The organism is Aeromonas veronii bv. veronii, assembly GCF_000820225.1.
Classification (GTDB): Bacteria; Pseudomonadota; Gammaproteobacteria; order Enterobacterales; family Aeromonadaceae; genus Aeromonas; species Aeromonas veronii.
Window position 1 is genome coordinate 158,565 of sequence record NZ_CDDK01000025.1, and the last position, 19,601, is coordinate 178,165.

General features: G+C 60.5%; 14 protein-coding genes and 1 riboswitch. Of the genes, 3 read left to right on the forward strand and 11 right to left on the reverse strand.

Translation table 11 applies throughout. The annotated features are described in order from the left end of the window. Window positions 1-84 precede the first annotated feature (84 nt). From BN1139_RS11050 to BN1139_RS11070, 5 genes are all read right to left on the reverse strand, one after another. Complete coding sequence (locus BN1139_RS11050) at window positions 85-972, reverse strand: YjjW family glycine radical enzyme activase (protein ID WP_005348824.1); 888 nt, start codon at window positions 970-972, stop codon at window positions 85-87. 10 nt (window positions 973-982) lie between these two features. Continuing rightward, the gene (locus tag BN1139_RS11055) at window positions 983-2,509 is read right to left on the reverse strand and encodes a YjjI family glycine radical enzyme (RefSeq protein WP_005348823.1); all 1,527 of its coding nucleotides are present in this window, start codon (window positions 2,507-2,509) and stop codon (window positions 983-985) included. Window positions 2,510-2,631: 122 nt separating this feature from the next. Then, window positions 2,632-2,967 (reverse strand): AzlD domain-containing protein, encoded by a 336-nt coding sequence (locus BN1139_RS11060; protein ID WP_005340292.1) that lies wholly within the window; start codon window positions 2,965-2,967, stop codon window positions 2,632-2,634. A 1-nt stretch (window position 2,968) separates the two neighbouring features. Next, entirely contained in the window at window positions 2,969-3,676 is a 708-nt protein-coding gene (locus BN1139_RS11065) for an AzlC family ABC transporter permease (RefSeq protein WP_005348822.1), read from the reverse strand. 120 nt (window positions 3,677-3,796) lie between these two features. Then, window positions 3,797-4,276, reverse strand: a complete 480-nt coding sequence (locus BN1139_RS11070) for a L,D-transpeptidase family protein (protein ID WP_005340284.1) — start codon at window positions 4,274-4,276, stop codon at window positions 3,797-3,799. 279 nt (window positions 4,277-4,555) lie between these two features. Between BN1139_RS11070 and BN1139_RS11075 the strand changes: the two genes are divergently transcribed. Next, complete coding sequence (locus BN1139_RS11075) at window positions 4,556-7,723, forward strand: S41 family peptidase (protein WP_005348821.1); 3,168 nt, start codon at window positions 4,556-4,558, stop codon at window positions 7,721-7,723. A 15-nt stretch (window positions 7,724-7,738) separates the two neighbouring features. Here BN1139_RS11075 and BN1139_RS11080 read toward each other — a convergent pair whose 3' ends face one another. The 6 genes from BN1139_RS11080 to BN1139_RS11105 all read right to left on the reverse strand — a co-directional run bounded on the left by BN1139_RS11080 (window position 7,739) and on the right by BN1139_RS11105 (window position 15,716). After that, window positions 7,739-9,031 (reverse strand): ferredoxin reductase family protein, encoded by a 1,293-nt coding sequence (locus tag BN1139_RS11080; protein WP_005348819.1) that lies wholly within the window; start codon window positions 9,029-9,031, stop codon window positions 7,739-7,741. Between the two features lie 314 nt (window positions 9,032-9,345). Then, complete coding sequence (locus BN1139_RS21545; RefSeq protein WP_158306550.1) at window positions 9,346-9,681, reverse strand: hypothetical protein; 336 nt, start codon at window positions 9,679-9,681, stop codon at window positions 9,346-9,348. Beyond that, complete coding sequence (locus BN1139_RS11090) at window positions 9,674-10,723, reverse strand: HlyD family secretion protein (protein WP_005348815.1); 1,050 nt, start codon at window positions 10,721-10,723, stop codon at window positions 9,674-9,676. The genes BN1139_RS21545 and BN1139_RS11090 overlap by 8 nt, the downstream gene beginning before the upstream one ends. Further along, the gene (locus tag BN1139_RS11095; protein ID WP_005348812.1) at window positions 10,723-12,063 is read right to left on the reverse strand and encodes a glycosyltransferase family 2 protein; all 1,341 of its coding nucleotides are present in this window, start codon (window positions 12,061-12,063) and stop codon (window positions 10,723-10,725) included. Before BN1139_RS11095 ends, BN1139_RS11090 begins: the two co-directional genes overlap by 1 nt. Further along, the gene (locus BN1139_RS11100) at window positions 12,056-13,123 is read right to left on the reverse strand and encodes a TackOD1 domain-containing metal-binding protein (protein WP_013724139.1); all 1,068 of its coding nucleotides are present in this window, start codon (window positions 13,121-13,123) and stop codon (window positions 12,056-12,058) included. The genes BN1139_RS11095 and BN1139_RS11100 overlap by 8 nt, the downstream gene beginning before the upstream one ends. A 760-nt stretch (window positions 13,124-13,883) precedes the next feature. After that, window positions 13,884-15,716: a M3 family metallopeptidase gene (locus BN1139_RS11105; protein ID WP_005348808.1), complete on the reverse strand. Its 1,833-nt coding sequence runs from the start codon at window positions 15,714-15,716 to the stop codon at window positions 13,884-13,886. A gap of 276 nt (window positions 15,717-15,992) precedes the next feature. Between BN1139_RS11105 and BN1139_RS11110 the strand changes: the two genes are divergently transcribed. Together BN1139_RS11110 and gbpA are read left to right on the forward strand one after the other, a co-directional pair. Then, on the forward strand, window positions 15,993-17,675 hold the full coding sequence (locus BN1139_RS11110) for a methyl-accepting chemotaxis protein (protein WP_005348806.1): 1,683 nt from the start codon (window positions 15,993-15,995) through the stop codon (window positions 17,673-17,675). A 265-nt stretch (window positions 17,676-17,940) separates the two neighbouring features. Beyond that, a riboswitch (cyclic di-GMP riboswitch) is annotated at window positions 17,941-18,026 on the forward strand. A 65-nt stretch (window positions 18,027-18,091) separates the two neighbouring features. Further along, on the forward strand, window positions 18,092-19,513 hold the full coding sequence (gene gbpA, locus BN1139_RS11115; protein ID WP_005348805.1) for an N-acetylglucosamine-binding protein GbpA: 1,422 nt from the start codon (window positions 18,092-18,094) through the stop codon (window positions 19,511-19,513). Window positions 19,514-19,601: the final 88 nt, after the last annotated feature.

Consider the following 19,601-nt stretch of genomic DNA (forward strand, 5'->3'; position numbering starts at 1 on the left):
GCCCCCTCCAATAGACAGAAATCACAGTTGCGGCCTTTCCATGCCACACCTAACGCCATGACGGTCACCGGATGACGCAGCCACTCAACCCATCAAGGCAGGCAGTGAGACCAGCCCCAATCCCGCTGCACGCAAACGGCTGGCCAGCTGTTCCAGCTCGGTTTGGCTAGCCTCTGGCCATTGCATCGCCTCCCCCCGCACCCCGTGGTGGCGAAAGCCGTTGAGGCGAATGGGCACAGGCCCAAGCTGCTGCAAGAAGGCGGCAAGATCCGCGTCCAGCTCACCATTCGCATCCAGAAAATCGCTCTTGCCCGGCACATGGAGCAGCCGCAACTCGGCCAGCTTGCCGTGGCGTGCCAGCAGTTGCAGCGATCCCAGCACCCGCTCGCGACCATAGCCGGTCAGAGTGTGATGCACCGAGTCACGCCACCCCTTGAGGTCGATCATGGCGCCGTCGAGCACCGGCAGCAGCCGCTGCCAGCCGGTTTCGGCCAGCGAACCGTTGCTGTCGAGCAGGCAAGTGAGATGGGTCAGATCCGGCGCGGCCTTGATGGCGGTAAACAGAGCCGCCACGAAAGGAAGCCGGGTGGTCGCCTCACCGCCGGAGACGGTAATTCCGCTCAGCAATGGACCATAGCGGCGCAGCAGGGCCAGCACATCGTCCACCGTCATGGTGGCAGTCTTGGGGTTGGCACTGCGCGGGCAGACATCCAGACAAGCGTCGCAGTCGGTGCAGAGCGCCGTCTGCCATTGTACCTTGCCTTCGCTCAAGGTGAGGGCGCCGCTCGGGCAGACCGCAAGGCAGTCACCGCAATCGTCGCACAGCCCTATGGTGTGCGGGTTGTGGCAGCCGGGGCAGCGAAAGTTGCAACCCTGCAGAAACAGCACCAGCCGGTTGCCCGGCCCGTCGACACAGGAGAACGGCAGCACCCTGCTTACCAGGGCGCTGCGTGTTGGCAAAACATCAGCCATCGGTGCGAACTCAATACTCGCCGATGGTCGATTCGTGGGCGACCACTCGCGGAGCTCGCTGACGAATGGCGGTCACTTCACTCGCCTCCGCACCGAGACAGGTGGTCTGCAACCGCGAGCCTTCTTCTGCAAAGCGGGCCACGTCGCTCTTGCGGATCATGTAGCCGGTCACCCGCACCAGATCGCTGTCGGCCACGTTGGCGGTGAACTCGCGCATACCGATGGCGAGCGCCCCTTTGCAGAGCTGCAGCAGTGCCTGCGGGTTCTGACGGATGGTGGGATCCAGCGTCAGGATCTCGCTGATCCCCGAATGGTAATAAGTGTGGTGCGGCGCCAGTGCCAGCACATGGCTTGCCGGATCCGGCTCATGCCCGTAGGGGATGCGCACCCCGGGAGTGACCGCTACATCGATGCTGAGGCCACCCTGTGAGTGCAGCAGCGCGCGACCACCCCAAGCATGGGTTTGCGGCGTCGCAGTGACATATTCCGAGAGCTGGGCCGAGATGCGATAGCCAAGCTGGTTCGCCTCCTCGCCATGGCCGTAGCGATCCGGCAGATTCTCTTTATCCATCAGGATATTGACCGCTTCCGCCATGCCGTAGATGCCGAACATGGGGACAAAGCGATCCTCATCCAGCAGCCCCTCTTTCACCAGGAAGCTGTCGAAGAAACCGGACTCATCGTGAAGGAAGGCGGCCCGCGCGTCGATCAGCTGAGAGGCCAAGCGGCAGTAATGGGGCAGCAGGCAACCGAGGAAATCATCGATCCCCTGACACTGCTCGGCGACCCGCTTGAGGGAGATGCGCACCAGGGTATTGGCGCCACCCGCCTGCGGCAGGGCGTTGTAGCAGCTGACGATACCAAAACCACGAGCGTCGAAGGTATCGCGGTGGATCGGGTAGTTGGCGATGTGCGGCTTGCTGCACTCGGCGATGTTCTTCACCGCCTGCAGCAGCAGATCGTCCGGGGTCTGCTCCGGATCGTGGAAGAAGGTGAGGTTCGGCGCCACCTGCTTGAGCTCGTTGTCGATACGCAGGATCAGGCGGCAGATGCGGTTGTCATCCGGCCCGATGTTGACGTGCATGAAGGCGTCCGGCAGCACCCTGTCCAGATAGACCCAGAACCCCTTCAGCTTGTGATAGAGGGTCTCGTCATCCAGTTCGCCGACGAAGGGCAGCAGCAGGTGGTCGAGCCGCCCCAGCCAGACCGGCATGCCGGTAACGGAGGGGACATGGTGATAGAGGATGCGCAGGGCGTTGAGCGCCTCGTCGAAATCCTGCGGCGCCGCCAGCTCAAGCCAGGCAGAGCCCTGAGTCAGAAATTTTTCATAGTCCGGCAGCACATAACGCGGCTTGTAGGGGGCGTGCCCTTCGAACATGTCGCAGATAAATCCCTGCTCCATCGCCTCGGCGACTGCGGCAGGCAGGTCGGGGTAGGGCAACGCATTCTCGGCGGCCAGCGCCAGCGCGTGGCTCTTCTGGGCAGCGGAGAGATGGGGATCGCGCACGATACGCTGACAGGTTTCGATCAAAGACATGGGACACTCCTTCACGGACAGAGCCCATATCCTTACCATTTGCAGGCTTTTTTTGAAGTGACATTCATGACATGACGGATGTCGAATAATGACATCCATTACACAAGATCACGGCTCACGCTTCACCAAGGTAGGAGCTCGGCTATGCCTCCCAGCCAGCGCAGCAGGAAGAAGCCCCCCATTCCACCCACCACCACAACCAGAGTCGGCAGCCGCAACAGGGTCAAGAGCATCACCCACAGGGTGGCGGTCAGGTAGTCAGGATCCCAGTCAAGACCTATCCCCGGCTCGTAGCTAAAGACGATGGGCAACCAGATGGCAGTCAGCACCGACTGGGCCGAGAAGCCGAGAAACGCCCCCATCTCGGCACCCGGCTGATATCGGGTCAACCGAGAAAAGAAGGCGAAGCGGTTGAAAAAGGTGATCAGGGCCAGCAGGCCAATCATCAGCCAGCTCACGCTACCTCCTCATCCGGTGCAACACATAGCCCACCACCATGCCAGCCAGAGCCGAGACGATGATGTGGATCTCCGCCAGCAGCGGCTTGGTAAGCAACGCTGTGCCGCCGCTCACCAGAGTGGCCGCCACCATGGGCAAGTTTTTCATGGCGGGAATGGTCATGGCGATGAAGGTGGCCGCGATGGCAAAATCCAGCCCCATGCTGTCCAGTCCATCGATGTACTGGCCGGCCGCGATGCCGAGCAGGGTCGCCAGATTCCAGAACAGATAGAAGACGAATCCCGCGATGAGCGCGTAGGCCGGATCAAAGTGGCCGCTGCGCTCCCGGTCTTTCAGCGCCACAGCGAACATCTCATCAGTCAGGAAAAAAGCAAGGCTGGCCCGCCAGCGCAGGGAGAGCGGCAATACGTCACGGCGGAAGGTGAAGCCGTATAGTAGATGCTGGGAAGTGATCACCATGGTGGAGCCCATGATGGGCAGCAGGGGCGTGCCCGCCCCGAACAGGGTCGTGGCCGAGAGCTGGGCGGCTCCGGCGTAGACCAGCAACGACATCAGCTGAGCCTGAAGCGGACTCAGCCCTGCCTGCAACGCCAAAGCGCCACACAGGATCCCCCAGGGGATCACCGAAATGGAGAGCGGGAGCATATCCAGTGTGGCACGCCACCAGAGCATCCCCGTTCGCTCGGGCACGCTCGTTACTGACATCATGTGATCTTCCTTGTCACAGCCAAAGCGAGCCGAAAAAACTAGCACGGGACAGCAAGCGCTGTCACGTCATCACTGGCGGGAAATAAAACGCCCGCGGAGTCGCGGGCGTGCACAAGGGGATCAGGGCTCGATGACGATGGGCGTACCCGGATCAATAGCGTCCCACACCTCATCCAGCTCGTGGTTGAGCATGGCGATACAGCCGTTGGTCCAGTTGGAAGGCTGAACCCTGCGGTTGCCAATGCTGTTGCGCTGGCCGTGGATCATGATCATGCCACCCGGACGAACACCCAGCTCATTGGCGCGCTTGATGTCATCCAGGTTCGGATAGTTGATATGGATGGCTTTGTAGTAGCCGGAATTGGTCTTCTTGTAGTCGAGGGTGTAGCGCCCTTCCGGCGTACGCTGATCCCCTTCCTGCTGCTTGTGCCCCTTGGGCGCCGGGCCCAGAGCAATCCAGTAGCGCTTCAGTTCTTTGCCATCCTTCATCAGGGTCAGGCTGTAGGTCGACTTCTTGACCACCACCAAATCGGCTTTTTCGGTCAAGGCAAAACTCAATGCGGGCCAAAGCCCCAACAAACACAGTAATACGGCTCTCATTCCATCCCTCGACAAGCCTCTGGTGCGGGCTTTTCTTGTTACCAGATCATCTGAACGATGCCCGCCGAGCGGCGAGCGAGCGCCATGATATTGGATCGCCATCAATACTCAATATGCCCGGCAAAACATATCTTGCCGCAGCCAGGCCATCTTCCTTGAACGCTGTCATTTTGCATTGGTAATTAATAGTTAAAACAACAAGATACAAAAAATTATCGCGCTGGCACCCGGGGCAATGATCGGCGAAGATAACACTCCACTCCCCGACAGGATCATGCCATGCGCTCTTCGTGCCGCCTCGCCACCCTGCTGTTCTCGCCACTCCTGCTCTGGCTGCCCGCCAGTGTCGCCGCCGATGCACTCTGGCTGCACGAGCCCGCCCTCTCCCCCGATGGCAAGCAGCTTGCCTTCACCTGGCAGGGGCGCATTTTTGTCGCCAGTGCCGAGGGTGGCCCCGCTACGGCGCTCACCGGCAGCGACTACCTGAGCCAGCGGCCGATCTGGTCGCCGGATGGCAAACGGCTCGCCTTTGCCGCCAATCTCTACGGCAACGAGGATGTGTTCGTGGTACCCGCCAGCGGCGGCGAGATGGTGCGCCTCACTCGCGATTCGCGCACCGATCTGCCGCAAGCCTTCAGCGCCGATGGCAAACGGCTGTTGCTGAGCAGCCAGCGCCTGGGGGCGCCCGATGCCGACCATTTTGTCGCGGAAGGCTACCAATGGGGCGAGCTCTACTGGACCCCGATCACCGGCGGCACCTTGCAGGCCGATCTGCCGCTGCCTGCGACTCTCGCCCGTCCCCACGGGGAGCGGCTCGTCTACCAGATGCCCGCGGCGGATCAACCCTTTCGCAAGCATCAGCACTCGTTTGCGGTGCCCCGCCTCTGGCTGTTTGATGGCAAGCAGCACAAGCAGCTGACCGAAGATCGGGTGGCGGCCACCGATCCGGTCTGGAGCGACAAGGGAGATGCTCTCTTTTACCTGAGCGAGCGCAGCGGTGATTTCAACGTCTGGCGCCGGGATCTCGCCAGCGGCAAGGAGCAACAGCTGACCCACTATCAGGGCCATCCGGTGCGGGGGCTCAGCGCCTCTCGCAATGGCGATCTGGTCTGGTCATGGCTGGGGGAACTCTATCGCCTCGATGCCGATAGCAGCGAGCCACGCAAGCTGACCCTCACCCCGCAAGTGGCCAGCGCGCCGGATGAGGCGAGCGAGGCCCTGACCCTGGCAGACGAAGCGCTGGTCAGCGAAGAGGCGGATGAGCTGATCCTGGTGAGCGAGGGCAACCTGTTTGCCGTTGACCCCGAGCGGGATCGGGTGCGCCAGCTGACCCGCGATCCGAGCGAGCAGTCCAGCCCCCTCTTCGCCGAGCAGGGCCGCGCCCTCATCTATCTGTCGGAGCAGCAGGGGCACGCCGCCCTCTATCGCCTGCGCAAGGGGGATCCGGATCTGCTGTTCAGCGATCCTGGCACTCTGACCGAGAGTCTGCTGCTGGCGATTCCCGACAAGGGGATCAGCCGTCCGGTGCTATCCCCCGACGGCAAACAGCTCGCCTTCGTGGTCGATGGTCAGGCCATTCATCTGCTCGATCTGGCGAGCAACAAGCAGCGGGAGCTGGTCCCTGCCAGCCTCAACCCCTCGCGCCACGAGGTGCATCTCGCCTTTGCCCCAGACTCCCGCCATCTGGCGCTCACCTTCCGCCCCGATGCGGCAGAGCAGGAGATCGCGGTGATCGACACGGCCAACCCCAAGGCCAAACCGGTCAATGTCAGCCTCAACGGCTATCAGGATGGACAACCGGGCTGGAGTCAGGATGGCGCCATCCTCTACTGGCAATCGACCCGGTTTGGCGCACTGGGGCCCGATGGCGAGCCCCTCGTCACCAACCTGCTCGGCATTTACAGCAGCCGCGCCGCCAGAGCCGATGCGATTGCCGAGCTGGAGCCGCCGAAAGGGGGATACGGTTTTGAGAGCGATCGTCTCAACCATAGAGAAGCACTGCTGCTGCAACCCACCGGCACCATGCTCGCCAGCCGCATCATCGGCGACCAGCTGATCTATCTGGTGGAGGAGATGGGGGTCAACAGCGAGAGCGAGATCAAGGGCTACAGCCAGGATCTGCGCAAAGGCAAAACCAGCGAACTGTTTGGCGAGCAGCCCGGCCCAGCGCTGGCAAGCCTCAACCAGCAGGGCACCCTGGCTACCCTGGTGCGGGATGGGGAGATCACCCGGATCCACCTCGACTCCGGCGAGGCCACCAGCGCCCCCTTCGCCTTGCAGCCCACCAGCCGCTGGCAGGCACGCATGACCGCCGCCTTCGATCAGATCGCCCGGCTCACCCGGGACGAGTTCTATCTGGACGATATGAACGGGGTGAACTGGGATAGCTATGTCGCCGCTTACCGCCGCCTGCTGCCGGGCATCGGCAACCCGCGGGACTTTGGCAACCTGCTGGCGGAGCTGGCTGGCGAGCTCAATGTCTCCCACACCTGGGGCAGCGGCCCCGCCCCCTTCCCGCGCATGGCGGACGAGACCGCCAGCCTTGGCGGCTACTGGCAGGATGGCGAGCAAGGGGTGATGCTCACCGCCCTGCTCTCTGGCGGCCCGCTGGATCAGGAGAGCGATATCGCCCCGGGCGCCCGCCTGCTCGCCATCAACGGCGTCCCGATTGCCAATCTGGCCGAGCTGGATCAAGCCCTTAACCATCAGGCCGGTGCCCGGCTCGCCCTCATCTTCCAGCAGGAGGGCAACAAGCAAACTGACGAGGTGGTGCTCACCGCCATCGACAAACAGCAGGAGTACCAGCTGCAACAGGATCGCTGGATTGAGAAACGGCGGGAGCTGGTGGCCAGCCTGAGCGGAGGACGGGTCGGCTACGTCTATCTGCCGGCAATGAATAGCGAGGTCTACGATGCGGTGGTGGCGGATGCCCTCGGCAGACAGCGCAATCGCGATGCGCTGATCGTCGATGTCCGCTTCAACAGCGGCGGCTATCTCGCCAATACCCTGGTAGAGTTTCTGACCGGCAGCGGCAGCACCAAGGGGATGGCCAGCAGCTGGCCCCGTCAGGGCAAGGGGGAAACCGATGCCGCCACTCGCCAGTGGACCAAGCCCTCGGTGGTGCTGGTCAACGCTGGCAGCTACTCGGAAGGCTCCGCCTTCCCCGAGTACTACCGCACCCTCAAGGTCGGCCCCATCGTCGGCGATCCGGTGCCCGGCACCGGCACCATGGTCTACAGCCACGACTCCCGGCTAATCCCGGGACTCTCCTACGGCATTCCGACCCTGGGGCTGCGCAAACCGGACGGTACCTTCTACGAAAATCAGGAACTGACCCCGGATCTGCAGGTGCCCCTCACCCCCGCCGACATGGTGGCCGGGCGCGACCCGCAACTGGAGGCGGCAGTACAAGCCGCCCTCAAGCAGTTGCCAGCCAACGCCAAATAACGGCGCCCATCGAGCTCAACGAAAGCGAAACAGCTCGCGATGCAGATGCCCGTCCGGCAACAACCGGGTCAGGGCATCTGCCATCCCCTCCGGCCCGCAAAACCACACCTGCTCGGGTGCATCCTGCGCAATGCGGGCAAGCTCCAGTCGCCCGGCCGCCTTGTCCAGATGCAGCTGATAGCGCACGCCGGTGCGATGACAGAGCTCGACCAACCGCTGGTGGTAGACAGCCCCCGCCAGATCCGGCGCACACTGGATCAGGGTGATCCCCTCGCCCCGCTCCCCACGGGCTGCCAGCCCCTCCAGCCAGGCGACGAACGGCGTGATACCTATCCCGGCCCCCAGCCAGAGGGCTCTACCTCCCCCTTGCGGGGCGACAAAGGCGCCATAGGGCCCGGTCACCACCACCCCATCCCCGACGCGCGCCTCTGCCACCAGCTGACGGGTATGATCCCCGAGCGCCCGCACCGCGATCACCAGCTGGCGCCGATCCGCTGACACCCGCACCAGGGTAAAGGGATGCGGCCCCTCCTTGGCATCAAATTCGAAGAAGGCAAACTGACCCGGGCGGTAATGGGCGAGCGACCGCTCCAGCTGCATGGTCAGCTCGCAGGTCTGATCCGCCAGCGCCCGCACCGCAATGACACGGCCCGGATGGCGATCCCGCGCTCCCACTTGTCCCAACAGGGAGTAGAGGGCCCCGATAGCGCCGATCCCGCCGATCAACCAGATCGATACCCCAACCGGCGTCATGGCTCCCACCTGAGGCAACAAGCAGAGCCCGTGCCCCCACCCCACCAGATAGATGAGCGGCGCCAGCCGGTGGATCAGCCGAAAGCGACCATAACTCACCAGCGCCAGCAAGCTCACCACCACCAGCGCGATCAGCAGATAGAAACTCCACTCACCCAGGGTATTGCCAAGGGCATGGAGCGAGATGCCATTACCTGCGCCAGCCCCAGCACCGCTGGCCCCACGCCGCGCGGGACGACTCAGTAAACCTGCCGAGACCGCCCACTTGGGCGCCTCCACCAGCAGCCAGTGGGCGGTCAGCGCCAATGCACCGCCGATGGCCGTTTGGCGGTGCCATCGCAACATCCGGTCCAGACCGCCACACCACACCTCCAGCTGCGGCAGGCGCAATGCCAGCAACAACGAAATCGCCATATAGGCCATCCCCAGCAGACCCGTCAGCAGCAACATCTCATGGCGCCAGGGCCACACCCCGTTGGCATCCCCCGCATAACCCAGCCACCAGACTCCGACCGCCAGCAGCGGCAACAGCCACCACATCCATTTGTTCGTCATAACATGCTCCCTGGTTCCATCGCGGCAGGGCCTCATCTCCCTGCTCATGGCGCCATTGCACACCCGTCCGGTCACAAGACTTTGCCAGAGGGGGAAGCTTGTGTGGCAATGTGTGACAAACGGAAACAAAAGAGGGGCCGACTGGCCCCTCGTGATCACCCTTGTTGGCTCGCCCCTCTTCACAGGAGATGGCGCACAATCCACCTCCGCTGTGATTGACGACCTGCCAGAAAAAGGAATCAAATGGGGACGTTACATATCTGCGGCGGAAAACCTGCTGCCCACTCTTCTGCACAAGGAGTCCCCCCTTGCTTTCATCCACTGAACAACGCGTCTGCCCGAGTTGTCAGCGCGAGACCAACCATGTCGTGGTGCTGGTCGACAAATCCTTTGGCCAGCAGCTGACACCGGAGCAAAAGCGCAAAGCGTTTATCAAGGACTTCATTACCGGCTGGGCCGCCGGCCCCTTTCTGGCAAACATGGATCGCTTTGAACGCCACACCATCTGTGAAAATTGCGGAAATAAAGTTATTGATGAATGAAAAAGGGGGGGGGCAATTGCGGGCGTCAATACACCAGCCACCTTTTATGGCCGAAATCCAAAAGAAGGCGTTGCGATTCAGGATCACAACGCCATAGACATCAATCAAACAACACGGTCACCGGCAACCCTTCCACTTGCAGGTTCGGGGGTAATTTTTCATCCAGCGAGAGTGCGACCTTGAGGGTTGCTTTCTCCCCTTCAAACGGTGCTGCAAGCTGGGCTGGCAGCTTGTCTGCAAGCTCCACAGGTCTGGCAACCCTAGCCGCCAAACGCTCACCACTGGGCAACTTGACGATAGCCTTATGACCCGGCTTCATCGAGGAGAGGTATTTTGGCAATACGTAGGCAATGACCAACGGGTCTTCCCGCTTAGCGATCAACGCGAGGGGGGCCCCCGAGAAGACCCAGTCCCCCTCCTGCACCAGCACATCTGAGACCTTGCCGGTAGCTGGGGAAAGGGGTTGCTGCTGCCTAGTGATAGCTTGCATCTCGGTTAGCTCCTGCACCAACTGGTGGCGCGCACTGGCCAGTGGCCCTGTCAGCTGATCTTCTTTGATCTGCAACTCTTGCTGCATTTTTTCAGATCTTGCCTTCTGCAAATCGATACGAGACTGGGTCCAGCTCAGCAAGGCACTGGCATACTCGGCGCTGGAAACCAGTTTCTCCTTCCTATACCCCGCGTACTCCTGATAGATCCCCTCCTGCTCATTAGCCCCCCGCTCTGCGATACGAATCTGCTCATCCAGGTTACTCAATATCGCCTGTTCGGCAGCGCTCTTGTCCAGCTCGATCGCTTTTAGACGTGCTTTACGCCCCTCTATATTGGCCCGTAGCGTCGGCGACTCGAATCGCATCAGGGCATCCCCTTGCGAGACGGCTTGACCGGGAGACATATAAATGTTGCGAATGAAGCCATCTCCATTGGCCACCACAAGTTGAGGTTCCGTCGTGATGATGGCAGGCGCCTGGGTCAGCCACCACTCTCGTCCCAGATACCAGAGCAGTATGATGACGGGGCTGAATGCCAACAGCAGGATCAGATACCAGCGGGCCCGAAATGCGATGCGCTTGGCGGGGGCATAGAGCACCCGAATCCCTTGATCAGAGGTAGCGTCCTGTTTCTTGGGGGGATTAAATGTGACTTTCATCAGAATTTGTTTCCTCGTTTTAATACCCACCAGGGAGCCATACTGCTCTCCTCATGACCGCGACGGAAAATTTCGTTGAGCAGTGCCACGGCACACCATAGACGCATCAGCAGGGTATAGAGCGGATACAGCAACAACCATGGCAACATACGCATATCCGCTTTAGGCCGCTCGGAAATGGCAAGCAAAAACACCATAAAATTGACCAGAGTAAGAAGCAGATAGACCTGGTAGAGGCACAGCATCAAGGCCGTAACGAACGGACCAGGATAACTTAACACCAGCCACCAGCTGTACCCCATGACCAACAGCGGCAACACCACGTTTTGTGCCACCCCGTAGATCAGAGTGAACAAAAAGGTCTTCCATCCCAAGATGCGCGGAGTCAGCGATAGCTTGTGTTTGCGCAGGTAGAGAAACAGCAAATCCCCATCCCAGCGCAGACGCTGGTTTGCCAGGGTCACCAAATCTGCAGGGGCGTCCGTGTGACCAATGGCTCTGGGGGCAAAGCCGATCTTCAGATTGGGATGGCGTTTGAGGTAGTGCTTGATCCGCACCGTTAAATCCAGATCTTCTGCTGTGTGGGTATCCCACCCTCCAATCTGGCGCAGGAAATCGAGGCGAAAAGCCCCGAATGCCCCCGAAATATTGTTGATCAGGTTCCATTCGCTCAGACCCGTTTTGCCCCCCTGCATGGAGATCATGTACTCGATCCCCTGCATACGGGTCAGCAAACCATCGCGCAGGTTGCGCACCCGCAACGCCCCACCAACGGCGGGCACGTTCGGGTCATCGAAGCAGGCGACAATCTCATCGATCATGTTGTTGTCGAAGGAAGTGTCCCCGTCTGCATTCATGACTATCTCGCCTGTTGCCGCCGACAAGCCAGCATTGAGGGTCGATACCCGCCCGCCACGCTGCCACTTGGGCAGTAGCACTAGGGTACGTCTCTCACATCCCTCAAACTCGGCGATACAGTTTAAGGCCGCCTGATAGGTATGGGCATTGGCCTTGGCACCATCGATCACCGCAATGATCTCCAGATGGCCGCGATAGAGCTGTTCCTTGAGGGTCAGAATGGTCGAGCGGATCGCCTCCCCCTCGCCGTAACAGGTGATGATGCAGGAGACCTTGGGACAACGATGTGACAGGGGTAAATCAGACTTTTTGGGCAACTGACGGGCAAACCACTTGAGGATCCCGGTCAGGGTCAGCGCCATCAGGGGCACCTCCATCAGCAGCAACATGGGAAGCAGCAGCAGGATCATCCTGGGCGAAAACTGCAGACTGCCCAGGATCTCGGTCAGGATGTACCGAACCGTACTCATCCACTCAGGCATCCTGAAGGCTCCCATCCAGCCAGCGGCTCAACCAGAGGGCAGTATCTTCACCCAGCGTGGTAGGGAGCGGCTCTACCTGCACATTCAGCGTCAAGGCATCCAGCCCCTCGACATTGTTGAGCGCCAGGATCCGCCCCTGCAAGATCTGCCAATCCTCCACACTGGTGTGCGGCAGCAACAACAGCAGTCGATCATCGGCATACTGGCAAACCACATCGGTATCCCGAAACAATGCCTGCAGACGAGCCAGCAAGGCCCCCAATCTCTGCTGAGTCTTCAACAGGCCCAATTCGGCGCGCAGCTCGGCGAGCTGCTCGATCTGGATAGCCAAAAGGGTATGGTTGCCGCCGTGGCGCTGCAGCAGCCGGTTGCTCCATTGCAGCAGCCAAGGGAAGTGATCCATCGCCATCGGAGCCCCCCAAGTCAGGGGCAGATGCAACTGCTGAGTACCCTCGCGAGCAATATGGCGAGCCAGTTTGCCGATGCGGTACTCATAGATGGGAGACACCAACAGATCATCGGGTTTGTGAGCCCGCCCACACTCATGACATCGCGCCTGTACTGCCGCCTCCATGAAACGGGCATGGCAAGAGAGACAGCGGTACTTTTCCAGTGGTCTGTCGTAGTCGACCCCTATATGACGCAGGGTTGTCACACACTTGGGACAACGCAGCAAACCCTGTTGCATGAAGACATCCTGATCGTCCACATGACCGCAGGTGAAACAGTGCACCGCAGGCTTGGCCTGGATGGCGATATGGGAACATTCTGGACATACGTCGACAAAATTAAGATGAGCAGAGCTGCAACTGCTGCACAGGCGTACTCGATCGACCAGTTGTTCAATCTGCAATAGCCGCTCGGAGACCAGTTGCGGCAAGGATGCAGTTGCATCGGCCCCCAGCAAACAATCCAGCAGCGGGTAGCTGTAGCCCTGGCGACAACCTGCCTGCCAGCGAGGTAACAAACGGAAATGAGCCCTCGGCCAGCTGTACCAGGCCAGCTTCTCCATTTCGTCGGGGTGTTCACGCGGCGTCAGCAATGACAGTCGCTCCAGCATGTCTGGTGCTCTCTCATCCAACTGTGACAGAAGGCCATCAGACAGAATCGGAGATAGCGGGCTTTGCGTCACGCAAAATACGGGATACAGAAAGCGAGAAGAATCGCGACGGATCGCCAGCAAGATTCGATCCTGCTCTTCACTGGGTAAGTTAAGCAGCAATACCGGCAGTTCGGCTGGCCGCCACTGGGACAAGTCACTGAGAGACCGGGTGTTTCGCTCTACCGGTGTCCCCAGCAAGGAGACTAGGCTGAGCGGTTCACTTGTACTCGTCATGGAAAAATCACCTCATTCAGCAGGCAAAAATAGGGGATGGCCCGATGGGGCTTTTACCTCAGTATCAACCTAGATAGAAAAAGTGGAGAACAGACTCACCATCCAGGCCGGTGCAAGTGTCACAGCCGACACAAATGACCGATGTTTGGAACATTAGAGGAACCAGAAGAGAGCCAACGATAACCAAGGCCATATTCCTATATGCCACCCAGCCATCTCCGGGCGGAGCCCTGAGGCTTTCTGAAGCGGGTTAACACCTGGGGAGGCAAGAGCGCCAGCGCTGTCCAAAGAATAATAATCAGCAAACGCTATAGTGTAATTACTTATTACTTCATCCATTGAACTCTACGCAACATCAAAATACTGAAATATTGGGGTTACACGGATTTTTCTGCAGAATTATTGCGCTGATATGATATAGCCCTGCACGGGTTGCAGGACTATATCCACATAAATGGCTCAACCTTAGGAGCCGCATCCCGCGTCAATGCTTGATGCGCTGGGCTACCCACGCTTCGAAATCGGCCAGCATACGGGTTTCCGACTCGCTGTTGTCGGCAATAAGCTCGGCGCCGTGTACCACCCGGATATGGGCATCAAGCGGGCTTCCCTCACCCGCCGCGGGGCGCTGCTGCGCGGCGGCCATGCAGGCTTGTGCCTGTTGCCACGCTTCGGCGACGCTCAGGTTGCACGCCTCGGCCAGCGGCACGGCACTGAAGCCTTCACCGGTCAGGCTGCGCAATGTCTCATCATGAGTCATGCCATTGCCCGGCCCCCAGTAGTGGGCAGCCAGATCCGGCCCGATACGCGGGTTGTCGGTGAGGTAGCCATCACGCTTGAGGAAGTAGGCGCGGGTCTGCTCCACCGCCATCAGCGCCAGCAGGTAGCCGTGATAGGCGCAGGCCGACTCCTGATTAAGGAGGTGCGGAATGGCCAGCAGCGGGCGCGGGCTCTCGACACCGAGGATCTTGCGCTCCCACTTGCGGGCCAGCGCCAGCACAGCCTCGGGAGTACGTTCAGCCTCATCCATGGCGTAAAGATCCCGCTCGAAGTAGGCCACCAGCGCGATCTGACGTTCGTTAAAAGCGCGAAACGGCTGACGCGCTTCAATCATCTCCTTGATGAGGGCATCAGGCACAGCCTCTCCCGCCGCATTTCTGGCGTAGCGTTTGAGCCAGTCGGCATCGTCCAGCAGGCTGTCGCAGAACATTGACTGGGTCTCGGCATAGGCCATGGAGGTGGGCGGAAACTCCTGTGAGAAGCAGGGGGCGTTGCCGGTGACATTGGCAAAATGCGCGGCGTGGCCTCCCTCGTGGAACAGGGTGTTGAGGCCACTCCAGCCGCTGCCCACCTGCGCCGGATCGGCCAGGCTGGTGAAGTTGACCACAGCTGGCACCCACTCCCCCTGTTGGAAGAAGCTCGGTACCGGGCCGTGGCAGAAGCCGTTCTCGTATTTCCCCTCCCGGGTCAGCAAATCCAGGGTCAGGGTCGCCCCGCGATACTGGATGCCGAGCCGACGGAAACTCTCAACCCAATCCCGCAGCGCCCGTGAGAAGGGCACGTAAGGATCGAGCTGGCGGGTGACGTCGCCGCTCACGCTGTAACGCAGGTTGTGGGGCAGCAGGGCCGCCTCGCCCTTGGCGGCCTTCAGCTCGGCCAGGCTCTGCTGCAACCGAGCGTCGGTGCGGGCAATAAAGTCGTCGAGGATGGCGAACAGCTGCTCCGGGCTCATCTGCTCGTTCTTGCGCACCTTGTAGTCGAAGTAGTCGCGATAGCCCATGGCGCGGGCAAAGCGGTTGCGGATCGCCACCACCTCGAGAAAACCGTTGCCGACCACCCACTGCTCCAGGGTGTGGAACATGGCGAGCGCGCTCTGGCGCACCGCCTCGTTCGGGCTGGCGGCAAGGGAGGTACTCGCGGCGGGCAGGCTGCCTGCGACCTGCTGGCCCTGCTCATCCAGCAGGGTCAGTTTCAGCCCCTTGCGGCGGGCGAACAGCGCCGCCTCGGCAGCCACCAACTCATCCATCAGGGCGGATGCGGCGGGATCTTCAATCACATTGCACTCGAAGAAGGCGATCCAGCCTTGCAGACCGCGCTTGAGATCATCCTCGTCGGCCTGCGCCAACATCTCCCGCAATTCGGGCAGACGGGCCGGATTGGCACAAAAGGCCTTGTAGGCCTGCTCGGCCGCGGTGAAACCGGCCTGATCGTCGCTGGTGCCCATATAGGTGGACCAGAAGAGATCCTCCTTGCGCCTGTGCACCTGTAGGTAGTCGGCGTTGAGCTGGTTGAAGTAATTCCTGGCAATGGAACTCATAAATTCCCTCTTGTTATGGGGTCACCCGCAGCGGGGCCCACTCCTTTTTTTAGTGAAATGCCAAATGATTCACACTCTTTGGCAAAAATTGCGCAGGGATGCGCATCAACACGCTACCAAAAAGTGGGGGTTGCTGTCTGCTGACTATACTGATGTTAAAACGCTCATTTGAGAAAGCTCGGCAAGAGACTGAAAGTAAATGAGTTGTTAACTCTTACGAACTGGCTGCCGCAGTACAGAGCCACATAAAATCAACAGGGAAATGAGGGTTTAGTCATGTTCAAGCTCGGTGATATTACCGTGAGCCGCAAATTGATTTTGCTGCTCGCACTGGCGTTTGTCGGTTTTGTCTCGCTGCTGCTTATCTCGGCCAACGCGCTCCAACGCAATCTGATGAGCGAGCGAGAGGCGCGGCTCAATGCGGTACTGGAGCAGGCCATGAGCCAGATCCAGTTTCTGGCCAGCACCCTGCCAGCAGAGCAGGCTCAGCAGGAGGCACGCAAGCTGCTGACCAACACCCGCTTTGATGGCAACAACTATTTATTCGTCATCGACGAGAACCGCACCATGGTGGTTCACCCCATCCGTCCCGAACTGGTCGGCCAGAAGATGGGTGAAGGGGGCGCCGCCACCGCCGGGCAGTTCTGGTATCAGATGGTGGATATCGCCAAAGGGGGCAAACAAGGCACTCTGCAATATGTGTGGGTCGGCCCGTCGGGTGAGACCGCCGACAAGCTATCCATGGTCTCCGGCTATCAGCCCTGGGGCTGGATCCTCGGTTCCGGCATGCTGCTGCAAGATATTCAGCAGACCATCTGGGCCCAGTACATGAAGATGGGGACCGCCACCGCCATCGTGATCCTGCTGATGGGGCTGCTGGGCTGGCGTATTACCCATTCCATCGTCTCCCCCCTCAGCCAGATCAACCACGCCATGCAGCGGGTCGCCAAGGGGGATCTGGTGGTAAGCATCCCGGTACAGGGCAAGGATGAGCTGGGAGTGGTCGCCCGCTGCACCAACCAGAGTCTCGATGCCATCCGTCACGCCCTGCTGGAAGCCAGCCAGGGGGCTCGCAACGTGGCGGATGCCGCCCTGCGCATCGCCGCCTCTGCCGAGCAGACCAATCAGGCGGTCACCAGCCAGCGGGATCAGCTGGCCCAGCTCGCTACCGCCATGAACGAGATGAGCGCCACCATCTCCGATGTGGCCGGACACGCCGAAAATACCGCGCGGGATACCCAGGAAGCGACCGGTGAAGCGGGCCTCGGCAACCGTGATGTTCATGCCAGCGTGCACGGCATCAAGGCGCTGGCCACCGAGGTGGAGCAGGCCACCCAGCAGGTCAACCAGCTCAAAGAGGGAGTGATGCAGATCAGCGAAGTGACCGCCGTCATCAGCGCCATTTCGGAGCAGACCAACCTGCTGGCCCTCAACGCCGCCATCGAAGCAGCACGGGCTGGCGAGCAGGGCCGCGGTTTTGCCGTGGTGGCCGACGAGGTGCGCCAGCTGGCCAGCCGCACTCGCCAATCCACCGAAGAGATCCAGAGTACCATTGCCCAACTGCAGCAACGGGCCGTCACCGCCGCCAACGCCATGGATACCAGCCGCAAACTGGCAGAGAGCAGCGTCAACCAGTCCCAGCAGGCGGGGCAGGATCTCACCCTGATCGTCAACCACATCCAGCATGTAAGCGACATGGCAACCCAGATCGCGACCGCCGCCGAGCAGCAGAGCATGGTGGCCGAGGATATGAACCGCAACGTCAGCGGCATCAACGACTCGGCGCTGGAGATGTCCCAGTCCGCCTCGCAACTGGCGCAGGAGAGCGAGCTGCTGGCCGGTCTCTCCCGCAGTCTGGATGAGCGACTTGCGGTGTTCAAACTGGGTAAGGAGTCCGCCGCGGCGCCGATGATGGCGCCCCAATCTCCCCCCTCCGGCGAGCAGCACGCCCGCCATTGATGGCGTCAATCTGTGTCGCCTTGTCATCCGACCTGCCAGCTCAGCTGGCAGGTTTTTTTACGCCGCAAAACACGCAGCAAGCATGCATCTTATTGGCATATTCAACGGTATTCGACGCCATTCACAAACAAGAGAACAATTTAAAAACAGCCAGTTAGAATGATTTACGCGCCATTGGATGATGCATTTAAACATTCAACTTCAAATAGCGAATCAATGCAGTGCACAATGCTGATGGCCGAACATTTGGCCCATCACTAATCATCTAGTCATTTGGCAAACTGACCGAAAGGTCGGGACGCAAAGCCTCCGGTCTACAGACGTTTTGTCCAGGATAGCGGGGTTGCCACACGCAAGTGTGTATCGGGGAATCCCCAGGCCAACTGACTGCCCACATCTGTCGAACAGAGGAATGTATGGCAGCAAAAATCCAACTCAATCACATCGCAGCGGTGCTGGCTCTGCTGGCCAGCGGCAGCGCCCTGGCTCATGGCTACATCAGCCAGCCAGAGAGTCGCAACTATCTGTGCAAAACCGGCGGCAACAGCCAGTGTGGCGGCGTGCAGTGGGAACCCCAGAGCGTGGAGGGCCCTTCCGGCTTCCCGCAGAGTGGCCCGCAGGATGGTCAAATCGCCTCGGCGGGCAGCCCGCGCTGGAGCGAGCTGAACATCCAGACCAGCGACCGCTGGACCAAGCGTGAAGTACAGCCCGGCCCCTTCGCCATCAGCTGGACCTTCACCGCCAACCACGTCACCCGTAACTGGCGCTACTACCTCACCAAGCAGGACTGGAACCCCAACCAGCCGCTCACCCGCGCCTCGTTCGACCTGACCCCCTTCTGCGTCATCGACGGCAACATGGTGCAGCCGCCCAAGCAGGTGACCCATAACTGTGTCCTGCCGGAGCGCACCGGTTATCAGGTGATCCTCGGCGTGTGGGAAGTGGGCGACACCAGCAACAGCTTCTACAACATCATCGATGCCAAGTTCAAAGATGGCAGCCAGCCGCCGCTGGTGTGGAGCCAGGCAGGCACCATCTACCCCTCCATCGACCTCGCAGTGGGTGACAAGGCGATGACCCGGGTATTCGATGCCAACGGCGAGCGCCCCGATCTGCAGACCGTGCTGACCATCACCACCGCCGAGCAGGGCCAGAAGAACAGCTGGGCTCATGCCCTCGCCAGCAAGATCAACGCCGAGCAGAGCCTGATCCGCGCCGGTCAGCAAGGAGCCGATGGCCAGTTCAATCCGGTCTACGGTATGAACCCCATCTATCTGCATCGAGACAGCAAACTGAAGCGGGTCGAGATTGACCTGCAACAGCAGCAACCGCCGGTGGTGGACAGTATCAGCGTCAGCGGTCTGGCCAGCGACTATGTGCTGGACAACGGCAAGGCAACCCTCGATTTCACCGTCACCGCACAGGGCGATCTGGCCGTCACCAACACCCTCTATGACCACGGCGGCGTGGCCAAGGGTGAAAGCCGTGCAGATATCAAAGACAGCAGCCACACCTTCACCATGGCGCTGGAAGGGCTCAAGGCAGGTCACCACCAGCTGGTGATCAAGGCCACCCCGAAAGCGGGCGGCGAGGCCATCCAGCAGACCATGGATCTGATGTTCAAGGAGCAGAGCAGCAGCGAATACGACTTCGTCTTCCCGAACAACATCAAGTCCTACACCGCCGGAACCAAGGTGCAGCAGCCGAAAAATGGCAAGGTCTATCAGTGCAAGCCCTTCCCCTACAACGGCTACTGCGTGCAATGGGCCACCACCGCCACCCAGTTCGAGCCGGGTGTCGGATCCCACTGGCAAGAAGCCTGGATTGAGCTGAAGTGATCCGCAGCGGGTCATGACGCCATCAATAAAACGGGGAGCCATTGGCTCCCCTTCTTGTCTTCTATCCCCGTTCAAATCTGGACGTCGA

Bases quoted from the DNA above. Each gene is read 5' to 3' on its own strand.
- BN1139_RS11070 (WP_005340284.1), bottom strand. From the start codon at position 4,276: ATGAGAGCCGTATTACTGTGTTTGTTGGGGCTTTGGCCCGCATTGAGT.
- BN1139_RS11100 (WP_013724139.1), bottom strand. From the start codon at position 13,123: ATGCTGGAGCGACTGTCATTGCTGACGCCGCGTGAACACCCCGACGAA.
- gbpA (WP_005348805.1), top strand. From the start codon at position 18,092: ATGGCAGCAAAAATCCAACTCAATCACATCGCAGCGGTGCTGGCTCTG.
- BN1139_RS11055 (WP_005348823.1), bottom strand. From the start codon at position 2,509: ATGTCTTTGATCGAAACCTGTCAGCGTATCGTGCGCGATCCCCATCTC.
- BN1139_RS11090 (WP_005348815.1), bottom strand. From the start codon at position 10,723: ATGAAAGTCACATTTAATCCCCCCAAGAAACAGGACGCTACCTCTGAT.
- BN1139_RS11065 (WP_005348822.1), bottom strand. From the start codon at position 3,676: ATGATGTCAGTAACGAGCGTGCCCGAGCGAACGGGGATGCTCTGGTGG.
- BN1139_RS11080 (WP_005348819.1), bottom strand. From the start codon at position 9,031: ATGACGAACAAATGGATGTGGTGGCTGTTGCCGCTGCTGGCGGTCGGA.
- BN1139_RS11110 (WP_005348806.1), top strand. From the start codon at position 15,993: ATGTTCAAGCTCGGTGATATTACCGTGAGCCGCAAATTGATTTTGCTG.
- BN1139_RS11050 (WP_005348824.1), bottom strand. From the start codon at position 972: ATGGCTGATGTTTTGCCAACACGCAGCGCCCTGGTAAGCAGGGTGCTG.
- BN1139_RS11105 (WP_005348808.1), bottom strand. From the start codon at position 15,716: ATGAGTTCCATTGCCAGGAATTACTTCAACCAGCTCAACGCCGACTAC.
- BN1139_RS11095 (WP_005348812.1), bottom strand. From the start codon at position 12,063: ATGCCTGAGTGGATGAGTACGGTTCGGTACATCCTGACCGAGATCCTG.
- BN1139_RS11075 (WP_005348821.1), top strand. From the start codon at position 4,556: ATGCGCTCTTCGTGCCGCCTCGCCACCCTGCTGTTCTCGCCACTCCTG.